This window comes from Planctomycetaceae bacterium, from assembly GCA_039680605.1.
GTDB lineage: Bacteria > Planctomycetota > Phycisphaerae > SM23-33 > SM23-33 > JAJFUU01.
On sequence record JBDKTA010000004.1, the window covers coordinates 249,667 to 269,562 of the forward strand.

Consider the following 19,896-nt stretch of genomic DNA (forward strand, 5'->3'; position numbering starts at 1 on the left):
TGTGAAAAAGGGAACGGGCGATGAAGCGGCAAGTTTTATCCACTCAGGTCCGTGTATCATCAGTAGCCAAAGCGGTCGGGAGTTAAGAACAATGTGCCTGAAAACCAAATCGAGACGCGTCGGCGGAGTCATTGCTTTGGTGGTTGTCATATTTGCCGCCGGAGCGAATTTGCCTGCCGCCGACGAAGCCGGTCGTTTGGAGCAGCAGTTCCGCGAGCTTTGCAGCCAGTACAAGTACGCCCAGGCGCTGACGGTTGCGCGGGCGGCACTGGAGGTTCGGACCAAGAGCTTCGGCAAGCACTCGCGCCAGACAGCGGCGGCCATGGACCTGGTCGCTCAGGCTCTTTTGGGGCTGGGGCAATATGCTCAGGCCAAACCGCTGGCTCTCGAGGCCTTGGACATAACGCGCAAGAGCGGGGCGGACGGTTTGGGGCTGGCCAAGTCCTTATGCACGATGGCCGACGTGCAACGGAGTCTTGGGGAAAAGGATAACGGTGAGGCTTTGGTCGAAGAGGCCTTGGCACTACGAATCAAGGCTTTGGGGGAGGATCATCGCGATGTGGCGGCGTGCCTGGAATCCTTGGGCCGTCGAAAACTGGATCGCTGGCAATATAAACAAGGCCTGGTCATGTTTGAGCGGGCCTATCAAATCCGGCTCAAGGCACAGGGCGCCGGCAACATTGATGTCACGCGTTCGCTGATGGGGATGGCCGACAGTCAAGGATTCATGCATAACTACAACCAGGCCTTGCCGCTGTACCGCCGTGCGCTGGAGATCGCCCGCAAAGCCGTCGGCCCCGATCATGCCGATAATGCTGCTATTTGCACGGGGCTGAGCAACTGCCTTAAAGAACTTGCAGATACAGCGGGCGCGCTTGAGATGGCACGGCGCGGGGTGGCCCTTCGGGAGAAGGTCCTGGGCAAGGAACATCCCGACCTGATCGTCGCGATAGAGGTTTTGTCGGACGCGCAGGAACAGCAGTTGGATTGGGCGGCGGCACAAAAGTCGCTTAAACAGGCTTTGGCCATCTGTGAAAAAACACTGGGGGCGCGGCACCTGACCGCCGCAAGAGTCCATGGCCGGCTCGGGAGGCTCTGCGAGCAAACGGAGCAATTTGATCTGGCCGGCAAACACCTGCGCCTGGCGATGGAGATTGCGCAGGAGAGGCTGGGCGATCAGCACCCGCTTCTGGTGTACATGCACGATGGCCTGTCTTCCCTATGCGCCGCGCTGGGCCGCTATGAGGAAGCGATCAAGCACGCCCAGCAGTCCTGCAAGATCGCTCGCCACTGCCTGGGAGAACAATCAGCCCAATACGGTATGTGCGTGAACAATCTGGGCGCTCAATACGAGTTTCCCCAGCGCGACGACCTGGCCGAGCCGCTCCTGCTGCAAGCCATCGCCATCGCCGAAAAGGCCGCTGGACCAGACCATATCAGCGTCACCTGGCCGATGGGCTCGTTGGCCCAGATCCGGCAGCGCCAGGGCGACATCCCGGCGGCCGAAGGTCTGTACAAGAGGATCATTGCCATCCTGCGCAAGCAACAGGGCGTGGATCACCCCTCCACGATTGCTGCCGAGGCGGCGCTGGCGAAGTTCTATCCCAGCGTCTTCCGGTTCGCTGGCTATAAGGAGGCGATGAAGGCACTGCTGGACCGGTCCGAAAAATCATTGGGTGCGAATCATCCGACCACCTGCCGGCTGAAGCTTTCGCTGGCACAGCAATATACCTCTGATGGCATATTCGCGCCGGCTGGGGCGCTTCTGCAGGAGTGCCTGGCAACCGCTGAGAAAATCTACGGCAAGAAACACACACGGTTGCTCTGGATACTGGAATCCATCGGCAAATGGCATCTTGCTCAGGGGCAGTATGAGCACGCGCTGCAGGTCCACCAGCGGTCCTTGAAGATCATTGAGCAGGCGCTGGGGGCAGAGCATCCCGATTGTGCCTACCCGCTAACCAGCCTGGGCAAGACGTATCAGGCGATGAAACAGTACGACCAGGCCGAATCGTTCTGCAGCCGCACGCTGAAAGTCCTGGCTAAATCGTTTGGAACCGACAGCCTGCTATACGCCTTCTCGCTGCAGCGCATGGGAGAGGTTCAGGAGATTCGCCAACGCCCCGACAAAGCTGAAGCCACGTACAAGGAATCACTCGCGATTGCCGAAAAACGGCTTGGTCGCGCGCATTTCCAATTGCATTCTTTGATCCAGAAGCTGGCGCTGTTCTACCAGCATCGTGATGACTTTGCCTCCTCCGGACCGCTGTTCCAGCGGCAGATCACAATCTTCGAGCGGACGATCGGGCCTGAGCACAGGATGACGGGCTTTACTCTCCTGCGGCTGGGGGGCGGATATCTACCTAAGAATCCTCAAGCCGCCGAACCAATCATATCGCGCGCCGTTGCAGTGCTTCAAAAAGCCAACGGGCCTGACGACGCCTCCGTGGGGCATGCGATGATCTTTCAGGCCGAAGCGGTTGGTTCTCTGGGGCGACTTGACGAAGCAGCATCCATATGTACGAAAGCCCTGGGCATCCTGGAGAAGTGCGATTCGAATCAGGATGTTGCAGTAGGGCGGGGCTTGTACAGCCTGGGATATGTATATTTTGAGTCCGGCAAACTTCCGCAGGCCGAGGCGTCGTTTCGGCGCGCGGTGGCCGTTCGTGCCAAAGCATTGGGCGCCGACCATTTCTATCTGGTGGAGTGTCATCGCATGCTGGGCAGAGTCTGCTGGGAGCAGAAGAAATATGATCCCGCCGAGAAGGAATACAAGACGGCGATGGCTATCATCGAACGATCCCTAGGGCCTGATCATCTCCTGCTTGCCGATCTTCAGGATGAACTCGGTTTCCTATATGAGACAATCAGCAAACACGAGCAGGCCGCAGCGATATACCAGCGCGCTTTTGACATACGCCGCAAGAACAATGACCAAAGCGGGATTGCCGGCAGTTTGCTGAACCTCGGGCGCATTCACTTTCTGCAGGTTAAGCTCGTCGAGGCCGACGCTTTCTTTGTGCGCGCACTGGCCATATTGGAAAAGAACCCTGAATGTGTAGAACTGGCCGTCGTTCTGAATAGCCGAGGCGATGTGCTGTCGGCGCAAAAGAAGCACGAGGCGGCTTTGGAGCAATACAAGCAAGCGCTGGCGGTGCTGGACAAGGTTAAGGACGCAGATGCCGATATCGTCCTGGGGACCCTGGAAAGCCTGGCCAAGTGCTGCCAGGAATCAGGCCGTGAAGCGGACGCAAAAGCTTATCGCCAACAGGCAGATAAGATCAAATTGGACAAGAAGTGACTTACATGCCCCGTTGATTGAGAGTTTACTGAATGTTCATCCCGCGTTGGATCGCGTCCTGTGGGGAGGCGGCGCCGAAGTGAATGTTGTACTGCTGGCCTGAAGCACCAACTGCAGCGACTTGAGGATCAGGAACTTCCTCGTGATAGCGGCCTCGCGAATGTCCTTGATGGGAATGGACAGTCGCTGGTCCAGCGTTTCAAAGGCTTGTGTGCGATTGCTGAGCTCGGTCGCGGCGTTCTCCTGGAGAGCAAGCCCGGCGTCGAAACAAATATTGCGGTTGGTGACGTGCAATTTGCCGACCACTTTCGCCGCTGGGCCCTTGCCCGCCCAGGTAGAGCGGCCAGGAACCGATAATCTCTTCTGGTCCCGCGTGCGGCTGCCTCTGTCGATGTACCGTTGACAAAAACGCACGGTGACATCATAGAGCAGTTGGGCGATCTGAAAGCTCTTGAGTCTGCGGTACCCGCCATGCGGCGGAATCAATGGCTCTTTGCCTGTTGCCCCATAGGCCATGTGCCAACCCTTTCACAGCATCTGGACCACGGCATTATGAAACAACGGAGGCACAAGTCCCAAGCAACTTCGTCCACGATCTCGTCCACCGCGTCCACAATGTCCATCACATTGCATGGTTCGCGCCAGGCACTGGGCCGAGACGCTCAGACCAGGTTCTCGGGGTTCAGGGGGTGGAGGTATTGGGGGACGAAGCGGCCGGCTTTGCGGATGAGTTCGTCGTCGAACCAGATCTCGCCGCCGCCGTGGGGGTCGGTCTGGACCATGCCCATCGTTCGGCTCAAAACCACGCCTCGGGCTCGGTGGCCAGAAATTCATCTTGCCCTCCGACGAGCAGCTTCTTGTGAGCCATCTCTCGTAATTTTACGAGCTATTGCTCGTAAAACAACGAGATGGTTTTCTTGATTTTCTGGGATCCTCGCTTAACTGTCCGCCTACACCAGATTCTCGGGATTCAGGGGGTGCAGGTACTCGGGGACGAAGCGGCCGGCTTTGCGGATGAGTTCGTCGTCGAACCAGATCTCGCCGCCGCCTTGGGGCTCGGTCTGGATCATGACCAGGTCCCAATGGTTCTTCGACCGGTTGCCGTTGTCGGCCTCGTCGTAGGCCTGGCCCAGGGCCAGGTGGATGGAGCCGGCGATCTTTTCGTCGAACAGGATGTCGCGCATCGCGCGGTTGATGTGCGGGTTGAACCCCAGGCTGAACTCGCCGATGTAACGCGCCCCCTCGTCGATGTCGAGAATCTCGTTCAACGCCTTGGTATCCGAAGCCGTCGCGTTCACGGCTTTGCCGTCCTGGAACTCCAGGCGGATGTTGTCGAACGGTTTGCCGTCGTGGATCGTGCCGGCGTTGAAGACGATCACGCCGTTGGCGCTGTCGCGCAGCGGGGCGGTGTAGCACTCGCCGTCGGGAATGTTGCGGTCGCCCACGCACGGGATGGCGGCCATGCCCTTGATCGAAAACGCCAGGTCGGTTTCGCCGGGGCCCACCAGCCGCACGCGATCGGTCCGCTCCATCCGCTCCTTCAGGATGTCCTCGGCTTTGGCCATGCGGGCGTAGTCGAGGGTGCAGACGTCGAAGAAGAAGTTTTCGAACTGTTCGGTGCTCATGCCGGCCAGCTGCGCCATCGACGGCGTCGGCCAGCGCAGCACGACCCACTTGGAATGCTTGACGCGCTGGTCGGTCACGGGCTTCATGGCCGAGCGGTAGGTCTTCATCCGCTCGTCGGGCACGTCGGACATCTCGGTGATGTTGTGGCCGCCGCGGACGGCGATGTAGCACTGACACTGCTTCATGAAGTCCAGGCCGCGCTGGGCGTAGAGTGCCATCTGCTCTTGGGTGGCGGTGGCGACGAACGAGCGCATGACCCGGGCCTGGTAGAGGTCGCAGAAGGGTACGCCGCCGGCCTCGGCGACGCGATCGATCAGCGCGCAGGCCATCTCGGCGGGGATATCGAAGGCGTCGATGAGCACGCGCTCTCCCGGCTGCACTTTGCACGAGTAGCTCACGAGCACGTCGGCGAGTTTCTTCATTCGGGGGTCCAGCACAAGCCATCTCCTTTCGTTGAGGCAACCGCAAACCAGGAACCGGGGGTCGGATTCCGGTCGCTCATCTTTCGGCTAATATTAGCACAAGCGAAAGGCAGATTGCACGGGGGCGGAAATCCCCGCTGGCGAAAAAAACTCCGCCGAACGATTCCGGGGCGTCTTGCCTGTCGATGTCTGCCCAACCTCCCCCCCGAGCGATCCGGCTCGGTCTCAGGCGGGCACCACTATTTTTGCGAGAATTCCGAAAGATCACTGGACAGATACGAACCCATTCGTATGATATACGAAGGTATTCGTTAATAAGCTGTGTCCCGCTGCGTCCCTCGGGGGAGGACGCGGCGGGGCGGGGGTCTCTGCCGGTCCTGCGGGGATGACGCCAACTTGCTTCCTCCGGTCCGGTAGATACAATAATGGCCGCCATGTCCGGCAAACGTGACAAACGCCAGGGCGCAGCCCGCCGCGAGCAGGCATCGCGACCGCCGATGCCTACCGAGGCCGAGTTGGCGATTCTGCGCGTGCTGTGGGACGTCGGGCCCGCAACCGTCCGGCAGGTCAACGAAACGATGAACCGCCGCCAGAACGTGGGCATGACCACGACGCTGAAGTTCATGCAGATCATGGTCGACAAGGGCCTGCTGATCCGCGACGACAGCGTGCGCCCGCAGATCTTCCGCCCGGCGTGTACGCAGGAACAAACCCAGCAGAGGCTCCTGGGCGACTTCCTCGAACGCACCTACGCCGGCTCGACCCGAACGCTGGTGCTCCAGGCCCTCGACGGGGCCGACCTCGACGCCGACCAACTGGCCGCCGTGGAAAAGCTGCTGGACAAGATCGACCCGGAGTCGCCATGACCGCCCCCGCCACAGCCATTGCAGGATTGCTGATCCACGCCCTGGGCTGGGCGCTGGTACACTCGCTCTGGCAGGGGGCGCTGATCGCCGCGGCCGCGGCGCTGGCTCTGCGACTGATCCCGCCGGTCCGCTCGCGGGCGCGATACGCTACTGCCTGCGCGGCGCTGCTGGCGATGGTGCTGCTGACGGCGGCGACGGCGTTGATCTGCGCCGCTCGTCCGGGCGCCCCGCAGGCGATGGTCCCGGCGCCGGCGGCGGGGCAGGCGTTTTCCGCCCAGGCGCCCGCGGCGGCACGGCCGGCGTGGCAGGCCCTGTTGGACGTTCAGGTCTGGCTGCCTCCGGCCTTGCCGTGGCTGGTGGCCGCATGGCTGGTTGGCACGGCGACCGGGGCGGCCAGGCGCGTCTGGGCCTGGCGCTTTGCCCGCAGCCTGGTGCGACGCGATGTCTGGCCCGTCAGCGAGTCGCTGGCCGCAACGGCCTCGGCGCTGGCTCGGCGCCTGGGCATTCGCCGCGCGGTTTGCGTGCTCGAGTCGGCGCGGGTGGCCGTGCCGGTCGTGATCGGCTGGCTGCGCCCGGTGGTGTTGCTGCCGCTGTCGGCGGTGACGGGATTGACCGCTGCCCAGCTCGAGGCGATTCTCGCCCACGAGCTGGCGCACATCGCCCGCTGCGACTACCTGGTGAACCTGGTGCAGGCGGCCGCCGAGACGCTGCTGTTCTACCATCCCGCGGCGTGGTGGCTGTCGCGGCAGATCCGCCGCCATCGCGAATATTGCTGCGACGACATTGCCGCCGCAGCGGCAGGGGCTACGACGTTCGCGCGGGCGCTGGCCGCCACGGCGAAGCTGGCGATGCCCTGTCGGCCAGTGCAAGCGGCAGTGGCCGCCGACGGGGGCGGAACGTTCTTTTATCGCGTGCGGCGGCTGGTCAGCCCGCAGGTACACTCTGCCGCCGCGGCCGGCGACCTGCTGGGCTTGGCGCTGCTGGCAGCCATTATCCTCTCCGGTAGCGTGGCGATGGCCAGCTACATGCCCCGCCAGGCGCGGCTGCCCGACGTGACGGACAAGCTCAAGCCCGCCGCCGCAGCCCTGCCGGCAGCGCCAGCGCAACCGCCGGCCAAGCCGGTTCCGCCGCTGCTGCGGCAACAGCCACCGCTGGTCCAGGCGCCGAATCTGCAACCCGTCGCGCCCGTCGTCCCGGCTGTCCGCGCCGTCGCGCTGCCGGGTCAGCCGGCGCCAGCTCCCATGCGGGTCAAGACCGGCGACCGGTTTACCTATCGCCAGGATGGAAGCCTCACCGGCGCGAAAGTGAATGTGCTGGTTATAAGCACCTTTGGCAACCAGGTGACGCTGGACGTGCAATACGATCAGCCCGGCGGCAGCAGACGGCAAATTGTGACGGTCGATCAGTCGGCCATTCCCTCGGTGGTGGCCACCGCCGGGCAGGGCAGTCTCTCCACGGTCGGCCCGGCCGCGGCGCTGTCGCCTTCGGTCAGCACGCAGGTCCAGCCGGCGCAGTGGACGGGTACACTCAACGGCGTCACCACGCGTAACCACCTCACCAACACCGCCCTGACGGTAACCCCGCGCCCAATCGGGCTTCCGCAAATCTCCGTCCAACCCGGCCTGGCCAACCCCGCCGGCACGCGCTGGGTGCCCTCCCCGTAAATTGGGGACGGGCGAGCTCGGGTGCCACGCACAACTCCGTTGTGCGTGTCCCTGAACTCAGACCGTCGCAACCTCTCCCGCAACGTTCGGGGATCGTGGCTCTCCGGCCTTTGGCCTGCGCGCCACGGCACCCGCAGAATCTTGGTCTGCGTCCTCCTGCGACCTCAGCGGCTAACGTTTCCCGCCATCCGGCGGCCGATCGCTTTTAGCTGGTCGACGAACGCGGCGGGGATGAGGCCGGATTTTTCGATGGGGACGTCCCAGGTCATCACGCCGCCGCGGCCGGCGATGTACGCGGTGTAGGCGGCCGCCAGATCGTCGGGGAATCGCGGCGCCGCCCCGCCGCACCACGTGCTGCCCAGGTAGCTCAGCAGATGGTAGCGGGCCTTGTGGCCGTCCTTCTCGACCCACGCGCCGTCACACTGCGGCAGGGCGTCGGCCACCTCGCCGCAGGTGAAGTCTTCGTGGCTCGTGTAGTGAATCACCGGCAGCTTCACGCCGGGGTTGAACGCCACGATCGCGTCGGGGTTGCCCGCCCGCAGTGCGGCCGCAAACGTCTCGAAGTTCGGCGGCTGATTTTCCGGGTACCGCACGTGGGCATGGTACGCGCCGTCGACCCACCAGCCGCGCACCTTCGTGCCCCATCGCAGCGACCACTCGCGATTGACATTTTCCCAGTTGGTCTGGAACTCGACGTTGCGGCTGGCGTCCCAGTCGAAGTTGCCGCCGGGGTCGTTCCAGTGGCGGTCGAGCTTGAGGCCTTTGCGGGCCTCGAAGTCGCCCCAGGACCCGTCGCCGGTGGTGTAGACCAGCAGCTCGATCCCGCGGCCGTGCAGGGCGTCGTAGAGGTCGCTGACCAGGTCGCGCCGCGAGCACTTGCTGGGCGTCAGACCGGTCAGGGCGTCGTACGTCGCGTTGGGGGCGCAGTAATGCCCCGAGCCCTGCCCGACGGTGATGAAGAAGTAGCGCGCAGCCGCCGCCTCAAGCTGCTCGGCCAGCCCCGCCACATCGAACGCGTCGACCTGGCGGTTCCACTGGTCTGCCGTCGTCCCGATGCCATGCGTCGAAGGCGGGCTGCCCAGATAATGACAGAACACGCCCCACCCGCACTGCGCAAACCAAGCCGTCTTGTCGGTCATGAAGAACTCCTTCAGCCCTTATGGAAGCACAAAACACGCAAAAGAAAAAGGTTCATCCGGGAATAACGAGGAGGCTAAGAACAAACCGAGGACGAGGACGAGAAGAAGATACGCCCCATCCCCGTCTTTATTTTAATCCTCTTAATCGTTTCCCAATCCCGTCAATCCCGCACTCCCCGTCTTAAGCGATGGGATGTGCATATTTCTGACCACTGGTCACAGATTACTCAGCGCTGTTGCGGATTTTGCTTTTGACGCCTGCGCGGCGCGGGGGTATATTCCGACGCGTTGAGTCTCCCGCTGCATGGATGCGTGGTGAGCGGGGCAAGGAGCGGCCTGTCTGAGACCGGACGCCGGATGTGCGGCGTCAATCCCGTGGATACACCGATGTGCTGTCACTGCGCGTAGAAAGGCGTTGATTCAATGGCCGGCGTGGAATCATCCCTGTGGCAGAAAATCATTCAGCAAGTCGTTGCCTCCGGCGGCAACATCATCCGCCCCTGGTTCACCGCCCTGGAGCCCATCAGCCTCGAGTACGGGTTGCTGGAGATCCTCGTCCCCGGCCGCAAGGAACAGGAATACTGCCGCAAGCATGCCACGCGGATGTTCAACGAGGCGGCCCAGGCGGCGACGGGGCGGCTGGTGAGCGTGTGCTTTCTGACGTCGGCGGAAGAGGCCAACGGCGTCGCGGGCGACGAGGCGCCGGCGGCGGGCGAGGGCGAGTTCGAGACCGAGCCGGCGGCATTTTCGCTCAATCCGCGGTACACCTTCGGCGACTTCGTGATCGGCCCGTGCAACCGCCTGGCGCACGCGGCGTGCGTGGCGATCAGCGAGTCGCCGGGCAAGACGTACAACCCGCTGTTCCTGCACGGCTCGGTGGGGCTGGGCAAGACGCACCTGCTCCAGGCCGCCTGCGGCAAGGTGCAGCTCGATAACCCCCAAGCCCAGATCATGGTGCTGTCCTGCGAGACGTTCGTGAACCACTTCATCAACGCCGTCGAGAAGGGCCAGCTCCACGAGTTCCGCTACCGCTACCGCCACGCCGACGTGCTGGCCATCGACGACATCCAGTTCCTCTCCGACCACGAGCAGACGCAGGAAGAGTTCTTCCACACCTTCAACACGCTCTACCAGAGCCAGAAGCAGATCATTCTGACCAGCGACCGCGGCCCGGGCGAGATTCCCGCCCTGCAGAGCCGCCTGGTCAGCCGCTTCAACTGGGGCCTGGTCGCCCGCATCGACCGCCCGTGCTACGAAACGCGCGTGGCGATCGTCCACAAGAAGTCGCGCCTGCGCAGCATCGAACTGCCCGAAGACGTCACGTGCTTCATCGCCGCGACCATCGACTCCAACACCCGCGAGCTCGAAGGCGCCATCGCCAAAGTCGCCATGCTCGCCAAGGTCGCCGACCGGCCCATCGACCTGGCGGTGGCCGAAGAGGCCCTGGGCGCCGCCCCCGTCCCCACCCGGCGCGAGGTGACGGTCGAGGATATCCTCACGGCCGTCACGTCACGCTTCAACGTGCGCCTGGCGGACCTGCAGAGCAAGAAGCGGTCGCGTTCGATCGCGTTTCCGCGGCAGATCTGCATGTTCCTGGCTCGTAACCTGACGCGGCACAGCCTGGAAGAGATCGGCGGCTACTTCGGCGGCCGCGACCACACGACGGTGCTGCACGCCCACCGCACGATCGAAGGGGTCGCCCACAGCGACCCGCAGTTCCAGGCGACCCTCGAGGCGATCTCAAAGGAGATCCAGGCCAAGGCGTGAAGACGGAGATGGGATTTACCACAGAAGCACAGAGGGGGATGAGACAGGGACGGGGACGGGGACGGGGACGGGGAGGGGGAGTGCGGGATTGGGACGGGATTGAGAGGATTAAGAGGATTAAAACAAAGATCGGAACGGGGAGAAGCTTCTTTCATCCTCGTCCGTAGGTCTTTTCACTCCGATCCTCTCTGCGGTCTCTGCGCTCTCGGCGGTGAAATGATCCGGCAAATCCGCTCGGCGCGAATTCAGACACAAATCATTGCCGACATCGCATCGCGGGTCTATCATCTGCGCGGTCAATTACCCTTTGCCGGATCGGCTTCTCATCGAACATACAAGGAGTGCAGCCATGACGGGACACCAGACTTTCACGAGATGGGCACTGGCGACAAGTGTTGTTTTGGCTTCGGCTGTCGCGGCCTGGGCGGCCCCGCCGTCCAACTACAACAAGAACGACGCGGTGTTCAAGGCCGGAAAGCTCGAAAAGGGCGCCGAAGCCCTCTTCACCCAGTACAACCACTTCAAAGAGCAGGGCACGCTGGAGAAATCCTCCAATGGCACGGTGCGCCATATCGAGGTCACGTCAGCGATGGCCGGCCAACTGCGCAACGTCATCGACGCGTATTTCCAGGCCGTGGAGGACGGCTGGCCCGAGAGCGACCCGCAGCTTGTCGAGGTCAAGGCCAAGGTCGAGGCCATGCGCAAGAAGATGGAGGCCTGCGGCATGTGGATGAGCTTCGCCTTCGGCGAAAAGCCGATGCCCGAAGGGCGCAGCCTCGACAACCTGCGCGACCGCGCATGGTATGCGACGATCCTGGTCAAAGGCGGCGAGGTGGATAAAGGCGTCGAGCAGTTCAAGGACATCGACGTCGACATCGAGCGCATGCACAAGGCCGTCGAACGCGCCCTCGACCAGGGCGACACCAAACGCGTCACCGTCAAGCTCAAGGAGCACCCGGCGTACCTGCGCACCATCGCCGAGATCGAGCGGTTCAAGAAAGAGGCCGCCCCCGCCATGACCAAGGTGACGGCGGGGCGCGACAACGTCGACAAGGACGCCAAGACGATTCTCGACCTGCGGGCGAAGTTTGAAGAGCCGTTCCGACAGGTCGCCGACATCCTCACGGCGCGCCAAAGCGACGAACGGGCGAAGCAATACGAGCAATTCCTGCCCAAACTCAAGACCCTCGAGACGGATGCGGCCGCCGCCAAGACCTTCCTCAAGGACTTCAGCGCCAAGTACGGCAGCAACTCGATGGACATCGACAACACCATGGCCAAGCTGCTCAACGCCCCGCTGAAATACGACCGCGACCCGGGCACCGCCTACCGGGACCTGGACGAAGGGTTCAAGAAGATGGACGAGGTTCGCCCGGCGGTGGCCAAGGTGCTGCTGGAAGAAGCCCAGGACGCCATCAAGAACTTCCGCCAGTACAACGAGCAGAAGCAGGAGGCGTTCTTCGCCCTGCAGAAGCAGCGCCTCGAGCTGGCGGCGGGGTACGACCCGGCCAACGCGGCGCTGGCTGACACGCTCAAGAACCTCGACGCCACCCGCAAGGGGATTATCGACAAGATCAACAAGGAGATCGACGCCGAGCAGTGGGATCCCAAGCCCTCGAAGAAGTTTCAGGGTCCCGGCAGCGCCGACGCCCTGGCCGACAGCGCCATCGCGTGGTTCAAAAACAGCGAGTGGATGAACCAGTACTCGCTGGTGGCCCTGAGGGTCGCCGGCGACTGGCATGCGGCCGAGAAGAACGCCCTGGGCATGCAGATCAACTGGGGTCTGCCGGTGGAGGTGGCGTTGTACTCGCACGAAGACCGCAAGGCCGGGCGCGACGTGGTCAAGTCGTTCTGGATGTCGATGTACACGCACGACCTCAAGCAAGGTCCGCCGTGGAAGATCGCGGCAGTGGGCGATAATCGCTGGATGCGCAGCGGAGCGTTCAAGGGCGCGGCGCTGACAGACCTGAGCAGCGTCGTCGCCGGCAGCACGGGCGGCAGGGCGGGCACGGCCGGCTCGAACGCCCCGTTCATCCTGTTCCGCCTGGTTCTGAGCCTGGCGCTGATCTCCCTGGGCGTTTTGGTGGCCACGCCGCTGATCGTCCGATACGTACCGGCCGCGGCAAGCCTGCTGGGCAAGCTGGCCGCACACAAGGCCGTCCTGGGCGTGGTGGCTTTGGCTGCCGGAGTCGTGCTGCTGCTGTGGAACCTGGTGCGGCTGCGCCCGCATGCGGACCTGCTGCCGCAGGCGCTGGCGATCGTGACGGGCCTGGTCCTGGCGGCCGAGTTCCTGGCTACCAAGCGCCTGGCCGGCGCCGAGAACCTGCTCATCCGCCACCAGGGGACGATCAAGACCCTGGAGAAGTACCAAATGCCCCTGGGCGCCGCATGCATCGTTCTGGGTCTGATGCACCTGCTCTTCGCGGGGGCGGCCCTGCTGTAGGAACAAGCCGGGGGGAAAAGTCGCGGCGGAGGCACTAAATGAAGAAGTAATTCGTTGTCTGAATTACTTCTTCATTTGGTGCCCGTGTACTCTCCCCAGCGCAAGTATTCATCAAAGCCACACAACGGCTTTGATAAATACCTGGTGCCTTTGCCGCGGCTTTTTCCCCGGAGGCGTCGCAAGTGTTGGCCTTCAGGAGCGTCGTTGGGTATGCTATAGGGCATGACGCGGGCACGACAGGATGCAGGAGGGAGATCGTTTTGGCGCGATCCGCGCGTTGAGACGTTTGTACACCTGATGGTATTGCTGGCGGTCTGCCTGCCGCTGTTCTTCACCGCGATTAACTCGCTGCCCCTGCTGGACCCTGACGAACCGCGATGCGCCATCGTCGTGCGCAACATGATCCGCAGCGGCAACTGGTGGGTGCCGATGCTCGACGGCGGGATCTACTACGACAAGCCTGCCCCGTACTTCTGGCTCGTCGGCGCCGCCGAGATCCTCACCGGCAGCGGCGAGCTGGCCGGGCGGGGCGTCTCGGCGCTGTCGGCCCTGCTGGCGGTGGTGGTGACCTGGCGCCTGGGGCGGCGGATCTTCGGCCCCCAGGCCGGTCTGCTGGGGGCGATCATGCTCGCCTCGAGCGGGATGTTCCTCTTCGTGGCGCGCTGGTATCGGATGGACATGCCCTTTACGGCGGCCATGTGGGCGGCGTTGTGGTTCTTCTGGCGCGGCGAGGACCAGCGTCTCAAAGGCCAGGGCAGCGGATGGGGGGGGTGGCTGGGCTTCTATATCTGCTGCGGCGTGGCGTGCCTGTTCAAAGGAATTGCGGGGCTGGGGATTCCGGGCATCGTCGTGGGGGGCTACCTGCTGCTGTCGGGCCGCCCTCGCCGGCTGTTCGAGGTCTTCCACGTGCGCGGGCTGCTGGGATTTTCGCTTGTCGCCTTGCCGTTCTACATCAGCGTGTGCTGGTCGGTGCCGCAGTATGCCCAGCAGTTTTTCGGTCAGCACACCTTGGCGCGGTTTGGTGCGCAGACCTTCGGCGGCGCCGAAGAACACGGCTTTCCGGGCGTGACGTACATTGCGATTCTGCTGGGCGGGCTGCTGCCCTGGACGACGTACCTGCCCGGGGCGTACATCCGGATGTTCCCGCGGCGGTGGAGGCTTCGCAACGCCTCGCCGGCGGTTATGTTTCTATGGCTGGCGGCCCTGCTGCCGCTGATCTTCTTCATGTTCAGCAAGACCAAGCTGCCGGTCTACATCCTGCCGGTCTTGGCACCGCTGACGATCCTGATGGGCGCCCTGGCCGTGCAATGGGTCCAGTCCAGCCAGCGCGACGGCATGCTCAAGCACGGCGCCATCTCCATGATGATCACCGTCGGCGGTTTTGTGATCCTGCTGGCCGTGCTGGAGCGATTGCTGGGCATCCTCTCGCCGGCGATTATTCTTCCGGCGGTTGTGGCCGCCGCGGTCATCGCCGCGATGATCGTCGCCCTGGTCCGCAATCGTCGCGGGTGGGTCCTGATCCTGTCGGTGGCCGGCGTGATGGCCTCGTTCCTGTATCTGATCATCCACATCGCTCCTGCCGGCTACAACAAGAAGAGCATGCGGCAACTGGCCCGGCTGATCGATCCGGCCGAGGCCAAGATCGCCAGGTACTATTACTGGTCCGACGAGAACCGCTCGTTCGAGTACTATGCCGACCCCGGTTTTATCGAGCAGTTGAAAACATCCCCCGAACACCAGGCGCGGCGAAAAGCCATCGCCGCGGCTGCCTTGCAGTCCGACGCGCCGGTGTACTTCTTCGTCACCGGCAAAGAGGCCCTCATGCAGTTGCACGCCGCCGGACGCGTCAGGGAGCTCGGGCACATCGGCCGGCGCTGGCTGGTGACCAATCACCGCCAGAATCAGGCCCCTCCGGCGGATACGCAGCCGGCATCGCAGCGGGCATCTGCGCCGGCTTCGGCGCAGGGGGGGCACACGTCAGGCAAGGAACTCGCGCCCGAAACTCAACCCATGAGCAAAGAAGGCCTCAATATTCTCGATTGGCGTCTCCGGCATGACGCTGCTGGTCGATGACAGCACGAACCCGCGTCCCTTGCCCGCCAGCGTGAACGACCGCTCGACGCTGCGGCGCACGTCCTCGACGCTGCCGTGGGGAAACGTGCTGGTGACCGAGACGCAGCCCAGGATAATCAGCGGGCGCCCGGCGCGGCTGTTGAGGGCGACCATCTGCGAATAGTCGACGCCGTGCTCTTCCTCGAACCCCTGCAGCCCCGCCACGCCCAGGTCCAGTATGTCCTCGAGGATCGGCATGATGTTTCCGTCGCAGTGCCAGATGATGCCCACGCCGGCCTCGATCAGCGGCTCGATGCACCACTTGAGCTGCGGGAAGTACCACTGGCGCAGCAGCGCCGGCGAGGCGATGGGGCCCTTGCCCGAGCAGATGTCCTGCCCGCTGTAAACGAACGGCGCGATGCCATGCTTGGCCACCGCCAGGGCGATGGCCTGGTTCCAGAGCCGCCCCTGCAGCGCCGTGTGATGCCAGTACCGCCCCATCGCCTCGGGGTAGTCCAGCATCGCCATGAGGTAGTTCTCATAGCCCCAGCGGTTGTAGCCGCCCATGAAGTCCGCCTGACCGAACCAGTCGATGAACAGCGTCTCGTCGTGGGCCCGCGCCATGTGGTCGTTGTTGGCCCTGGCGTAATCGGCCGCGGACTTCTCGATGTTGAACTCGCGGATGACCTGCTCGTCGTCGGGCAGGCGTTCGATCGCCGCCAGGACGCCCTCGGGTCCGCTGACGCCCTCCCAGCCGCCGCTCTGAGGCTCGTGGGCCATGTGGCCCAGCTCGATGTTGCGCTGGCCCTCGCCGGGCAGGTAGTACTGCGGCACCAGGTTGATCCCGGCGTAGCGAAGATAATCGTAGAACGCGTTTTCGCTATCGGCCCAGTAGTCGCGACCGGCGGCCTTGCTGAGATACTTCGAGTGCGTCATCCAGCAGTAGTTGATGCAGGGTTCTTTGACATCCTGCTGCATCAGCGTCGCCAGGGCGATTTCGCGGCCTTTCATGGTTTCCTCGTGTCGCGGGCGTCTCGCCCGCGCGTGGCGAGGGCATCTTGCCCTCGCTCCCCGGACAATTCATTATTTCTGAGTACGGGACATCTGCGAAGCGTTCACTACTGCAGCCTCTTCTACTCGAAGCGTTGCTCTTGCACGAATGTCGTCGCTGGCGGCGCCGACGAGAATGTCGTACAGTCCGCTCTCGACGACCCACCCGCCCTCGTCGCCGGCTCGCTCATCCCACCACGCCAGATCGTCCACCGCCAGCGGGAGGTCGACCTTGACGGTGCGGCCGGCCTTGATCGCCACGCGCTTGAAGCCCTTGAGCTGCTTGATCGGCTGGGGCGCCCGCGAGCGGCGGTTATGCACGTAAAGCTGCACCACCTCCTCGCCGTCGCGCGAGCCGGTGTTGGTCACGCTCACGCTGACGATGACGCGCCCGCCCGGCGAGGCGCTGCCGCGGCTCAGCGCCGCCGGCGAGTACTTGAACGTCGTGTAGCTCAGCCCGTGCCCGAAGGCGTAGAGCGGCTCCTGGCGCAGGAACATGTACGTGCGGCCGCGGGCGATGTCGTAGTTGTTGAACGGCGGCAGTTGTCCGGTGCTCTTGTAGAACGTCATCGGCAGCCGCCCGGCCGGGTTGTAGCGGCCCCAGAGCACGTCGGCGATGGCGCGTCCGGCCTGCTCGCCGGGGAACCACGCCTCGAGCACGGCCGGGCAGTGCGCGTCGACCCAGTTGATCGCCAGCGGTTCGCTGTTGACCAGCACCACGATCGTCCGCGGGTTCACCCGCGCCACGCGGCGGATGAACTTCTCCTGCTCGGCGGGCAGGTTCAGCGAGAACTTGTCTTTGCCCTCGCCGGCGTACTGCACGTTGGTGCCCAGCACGGCGATGACCACGTCGGCCTGCGCCGCCGCGGCCAGGTATGGGTCGTTGCGGCGTGCCATGGCGCCCGCCGGCGGCAGCCATTCGAGCTTCACCGCGGCTGTCACGCCCTCTTCGATGCGCTTGTCCGGCAGGTCGCGATACTCCAGCACAACCGCCGCCTGGTGGCCGGCGGCGAAGGTTACCGCGGCTGCGTCGCGACCGGCTTGGCGCTTGTCCCAATTGTCGATGATCGTGCGGCCGTCGACGTGCAGCCGCACGCCGCCGCCGCAGGTGACGGCGAGTTGATACTTGCCCGCCGAGGGTGCAGTGAGGGTGCCGCTCCATCGGATCGACAGGGGGGTGCTGGCGAACATCGGGTCGGGCTGCTGGTCGGCGCGGTGGAACTCGATGCGGGCGTCGACCCGCCGCCCCGCGGGCTTGCCGCGCAGGTCGTGATTGTGGAAGTATTCCCCCGCCAGCCCCTGCTGCGTTTCGGCGCCGCCTGCGGGGCGCAGGTACATGTCCGGGATCACCATGAAGCCCTTGGCGTCGAGGCTCAGCCACGGCACGTGCGTGACCTTCACGTTCTTGCCTGCCGCGGCGACGATCCCCGCCAGCGGCGTGATGGGCTCGTTGATCGGTTCGCCGCTGTAATGATGATGCTTGTACGTCAGGCAGTTGGGCCCCATGACGGCGATGGACTTGATCTTCGTGTTATCCAGCGGTAGCAAGGGCGCCTTGTTGTGTGGCATGGGCGTCTCGCCCATGCTCTTGCTGTGTGGCATGGCCGTCTCGGCCATGCTCTTGGATGACAAGACTGGCGCATTCTTGAGCAGCACCATCGACTCGCGCGCGATCTTCAGCGCCAGCGCCTGGTGCTTGCGGCAGCCGATCACGTCCGGTTTGATCTTGTTGAAGGGCACGCTCTCCGGCTCGTCCAGCAGCCCCAGGCGCATCCGCCCCTGCAGGATCCGCCAGGCCGCCCGATCGATGTCGCGGCGGCTGACCATCCCGTCCGCCAGCGCCTGCGCCAGCGCCGGATAGCACAGGAAACCGCTGTCAAGTTCGAGCCCGGCCCTGAGGCACGCCGCGGCCGTCTGCTCGAGCGTGGCCGTGTAGTGGTGCCCCTTCATCACCAGCAGCGTCGAGTTCAAATCGCCCACCACGTAGCCGTCGAAGCCCCACTGCCAGCGCAGCACCTCGGTCAGCAGGAAGTGATTCGCCGAGCACGGGACGCCGTTGACGGCGTTGTACGCGGCCATCAGCGACTGCGCTCCTGCCGCCACGCACGCGCGGTACGCCGGCAGGTAGTACTCGCGCAGCCACCGCTGCGGGATGACCGCTTTGCAACTGAAGCGGTTGTGCTCTTCGTTGTTGGCGGTGTAGTGCTTGGGCGTGGCGACGGCCTTGATGTATTTCGCGTGGTCGCCCTGGAGACCGCGGACGAAGGCGCTGCCCATCAGCGACGTCAGCAGCGGGTCTTCGCCGTAGGTCTCGCCGGTGCGGCCCCAGCGCGGGTCGCGAACCATGTTCACCACCGGCGACCAGAACGTCAGCAGCCCGTTGTACTTTCCGCCGAAGTCCCCGCCGATCATCCGCCCGCGATTGCGATTGTGCCCCGCCCGCGCCTCGTCGCCGACAGCCGACGCCATCGCGCGGATCAACGCCGGATTGAACGTCGCCGCCAGCCCCGTCGGCCGCGGAAACACCGTAAACCGCCCCGGCCGCACCACCCCATGCAACGCCTCGTTGCCATGGTTGTAAGGCCGTATCCCCAGCCGCGCGATCCCCGGCGCCGTCTCCGACAGCAGCGAGATCTTCTCATCCACCGTCAACCGGACGATCAAATCATCCAGCCGCCACTCAGACGGCAAGTCCGGATTCTTGTACGCAGGCACATGTTTCTTCGCGGCCATAGGGGGTTCCTCTGCGCTTTGGCGCGTGAGCGAAGATACTACCGCGCGGCCGCGATTCATGCGACACAGAGACGCAGAGAAAACAGAAGAATGAGTGAGTTGCATGCCGTGGCAGTAAGATCAACGTTACCCTATTCTAATCAAATCGCTCGTGTCGTAAGATTCATGCATGGCACATCACATCCAGGCGATCATTGGAAGCCAGCAACTCCTCAAAGTGCTTGAGGAGAAATATACACATGCCAAAGTTGTGAAACTTGCCAATGGCTTTGCGATGGTGCCGATGCTTGGCGACCTCCACGATGAGATGGGTGTTGATGACGCAGTCGAGCATGATTCTCGGTTTATGCTGCTCTCCTCTCACGTCTGGAAAGTCCTGCAGGATATGTCTCTCATGGACCCGGTTGCTTACATCGAGACCGAGTACTTCGGCGGCACGGGAACACAAAGTGCCGTTGCTTGGAAGTCGGGAAAGGTTGCCTATGGGCCCGAAGTATCAGAAGACATTGGGCCTATCAATAAGGGACTGGCCATTTTGGGCATAGTACGAACTGAAACGAGGGATGAATTCCAAACCATTGGCCTACAGTGGTTTCGCCAGATGGATGAGTTCTACGAATTCGACAGCGAAGTTTTTCAAGAGAATTACGTCGAACGAATGTTTTCCAGGTATCCACAGGTACCTGCGGTATCTTCCCGAAGGCCCTGGTGGAAGAGAATGCTGGGAATGTAATAACCTTTGGCGCCAGCCAGTCGCCGCGGAGTCGATATGTATTGCCCTAAATGTGGGCGAGTGATGACATGCAACGAAGGTATGTTGACCTGTGAAAAAG

Annotated in this window: 12 protein-coding genes and 1 pseudogene; 7 read left to right on the top strand and 6 right to left on the bottom strand. The window is 63.4% G+C overall.

Translation table 11 applies throughout. The features are described 5' to 3' along the window. The first annotated feature begins 1 nt into the window (after position 1). Positions 2 to 3,301: a tetratricopeptide repeat protein gene (locus ABFD92_01330; GenBank protein MEN6503156.1), complete on the top strand. Its 3,300-nt coding sequence runs from the start codon at positions 2 to 4 to the stop codon at positions 3,299 to 3,301. Positions 3,302 to 3,664: 363 nt separating this feature from the next. On the opposite strand, the pseudogene ABFD92_01335 reads toward ABFD92_01330, so the two are convergent. The 3 genes and pseudogenes from ABFD92_01335 to ABFD92_01345 all read right to left on the bottom strand — a co-directional run bounded on the left by ABFD92_01335 (position 3,665) and on the right by ABFD92_01345 (position 5,364). Next, positions 3,665 to 3,817 (bottom strand): annotated as a pseudogene (locus ABFD92_01335) (four helix bundle protein). A 146-nt stretch (positions 3,818 to 3,963) separates the two neighbouring features. Continuing rightward, entirely contained in the window at positions 3,964 to 4,101 is a 138-nt protein-coding gene (locus ABFD92_01340; protein MEN6503157.1) for a hypothetical protein, read from the bottom strand. A gap of 150 nt (positions 4,102 to 4,251) precedes the next feature. Continuing rightward, positions 4,252 to 5,364, bottom strand: a complete 1,113-nt coding sequence (locus ABFD92_01345) for an aminopeptidase (protein ID MEN6503158.1) — start codon at positions 5,362 to 5,364, stop codon at positions 4,252 to 4,254. Between the two features lie 419 nt (positions 5,365 to 5,783). Here ABFD92_01345 and ABFD92_01350 point away from each other — a divergent pair, with 419 nt between their 5' ends. Together ABFD92_01350 and ABFD92_01355 are read left to right on the top strand one after the other, a co-directional pair. Beyond that, positions 5,784 to 6,215, top strand: a complete 432-nt coding sequence (locus ABFD92_01350; protein MEN6503159.1) for a BlaI/MecI/CopY family transcriptional regulator — start codon at positions 5,784 to 5,786, stop codon at positions 6,213 to 6,215. After that, complete coding sequence (locus tag ABFD92_01355; protein MEN6503160.1) at positions 6,212 to 7,879, top strand: M56 family metallopeptidase; 1,668 nt, start codon at positions 6,212 to 6,214, stop codon at positions 7,877 to 7,879. The genes ABFD92_01350 and ABFD92_01355 overlap by 4 nt, the downstream gene beginning before the upstream one ends. A 164-nt stretch (positions 7,880 to 8,043) precedes the next feature. On the opposite strand, the gene ABFD92_01360 is transcribed toward ABFD92_01355, so the two are convergent. Continuing rightward, entirely contained in the window at positions 8,044 to 9,018 is a 975-nt protein-coding gene (locus tag ABFD92_01360) for an alpha-L-fucosidase (protein ID MEN6503161.1), read from the bottom strand. Between the two features lie 423 nt (positions 9,019 to 9,441). Here ABFD92_01360 and dnaA point away from each other — a divergent pair, with 423 nt between their 5' ends. From dnaA to ABFD92_01375, 3 genes are all read left to right on the top strand, one after another. Further along, positions 9,442 to 10,785, top strand: a complete 1,344-nt coding sequence (gene dnaA, locus ABFD92_01365) for a chromosomal replication initiator protein DnaA (GenBank protein MEN6503162.1) — start codon at positions 9,442 to 9,444, stop codon at positions 10,783 to 10,785. 349 nt (positions 10,786 to 11,134) lie between these two features. Further along, positions 11,135 to 13,228: a hypothetical protein gene (locus ABFD92_01370; protein MEN6503163.1), complete on the top strand. Its 2,094-nt coding sequence runs from the start codon at positions 11,135 to 11,137 to the stop codon at positions 13,226 to 13,228. 297 nt (positions 13,229 to 13,525) lie between these two features. Then, positions 13,526 to 15,301: a glycosyltransferase family 39 protein gene (locus ABFD92_01375; GenBank protein MEN6503164.1), complete on the top strand. Its 1,776-nt coding sequence runs from the start codon at positions 13,526 to 13,528 to the stop codon at positions 15,299 to 15,301. Here ABFD92_01375 and ABFD92_01380 read toward each other — a convergent pair. Further along, positions 15,206 to 16,291 (bottom strand): uroporphyrinogen decarboxylase family protein, encoded by a 1,086-nt coding sequence (locus ABFD92_01380; GenBank protein ID MEN6503165.1) that lies wholly within the window; start codon positions 16,289 to 16,291, stop codon positions 15,206 to 15,208. The genes ABFD92_01375 and ABFD92_01380 overlap by 96 nt on opposite strands. Positions 16,292 to 16,363: 72 nt before the next feature. After that, positions 16,364 to 19,063, bottom strand: coding sequence for a glycoside hydrolase family 3 C-terminal domain-containing protein (locus tag ABFD92_01385; GenBank protein ID MEN6503166.1), 2,700 nt, complete (start codon positions 19,061 to 19,063; stop codon positions 16,364 to 16,366). Positions 19,064 to 19,232: 169 nt separating this feature from the next. On the opposite strand from ABFD92_01385, the gene ABFD92_01390 reads away from it, so the two are divergent. After that, positions 19,233 to 19,796 carry a hypothetical protein gene (locus tag ABFD92_01390; GenBank protein MEN6503167.1) on the top strand — a complete coding sequence of 188 codons (564 nt, stop codon included), beginning with the start codon at positions 19,233 to 19,235 and terminating at the stop codon, positions 19,794 to 19,796. Positions 19,797 to 19,896: the final 100 nt, after the last annotated feature.

Coding starts and splice junctions, on each gene's coding strand:
- dnaA (MEN6503162.1), top strand. CDS start 9,442: ATGGCCGGCGTGGAATCATCCCTGTGGCAGAAAATCATTCAGCAAGTC.
- ABFD92_01390 (MEN6503167.1), top strand. CDS start 19,233: ATGGCACATCACATCCAGGCGATCATTGGAAGCCAGCAACTCCTCAAA.
- ABFD92_01355 (MEN6503160.1), top strand. CDS start 6,212: ATGACCGCCCCCGCCACAGCCATTGCAGGATTGCTGATCCACGCCCTG.
- ABFD92_01370 (MEN6503163.1), top strand. CDS start 11,135: ATGACGGGACACCAGACTTTCACGAGATGGGCACTGGCGACAAGTGTT.
- ABFD92_01375 (MEN6503164.1), top strand. CDS start 13,526: ATGGTATTGCTGGCGGTCTGCCTGCCGCTGTTCTTCACCGCGATTAAC.
- ABFD92_01380 (MEN6503165.1), bottom strand. CDS start 16,291: ATGAAAGGCCGCGAAATCGCCCTGGCGACGCTGATGCAGCAGGATGTC.
- ABFD92_01350 (MEN6503159.1), top strand. CDS start 5,784: ATGTCCGGCAAACGTGACAAACGCCAGGGCGCAGCCCGCCGCGAGCAG.
- ABFD92_01360 (MEN6503161.1), bottom strand. CDS start 9,018: ATGACCGACAAGACGGCTTGGTTTGCGCAGTGCGGGTGGGGCGTGTTC.
- ABFD92_01385 (MEN6503166.1), bottom strand. CDS start 19,063: ATGGCCGCGAAGAAACATGTGCCTGCGTACAAGAATCCGGACTTGCCG.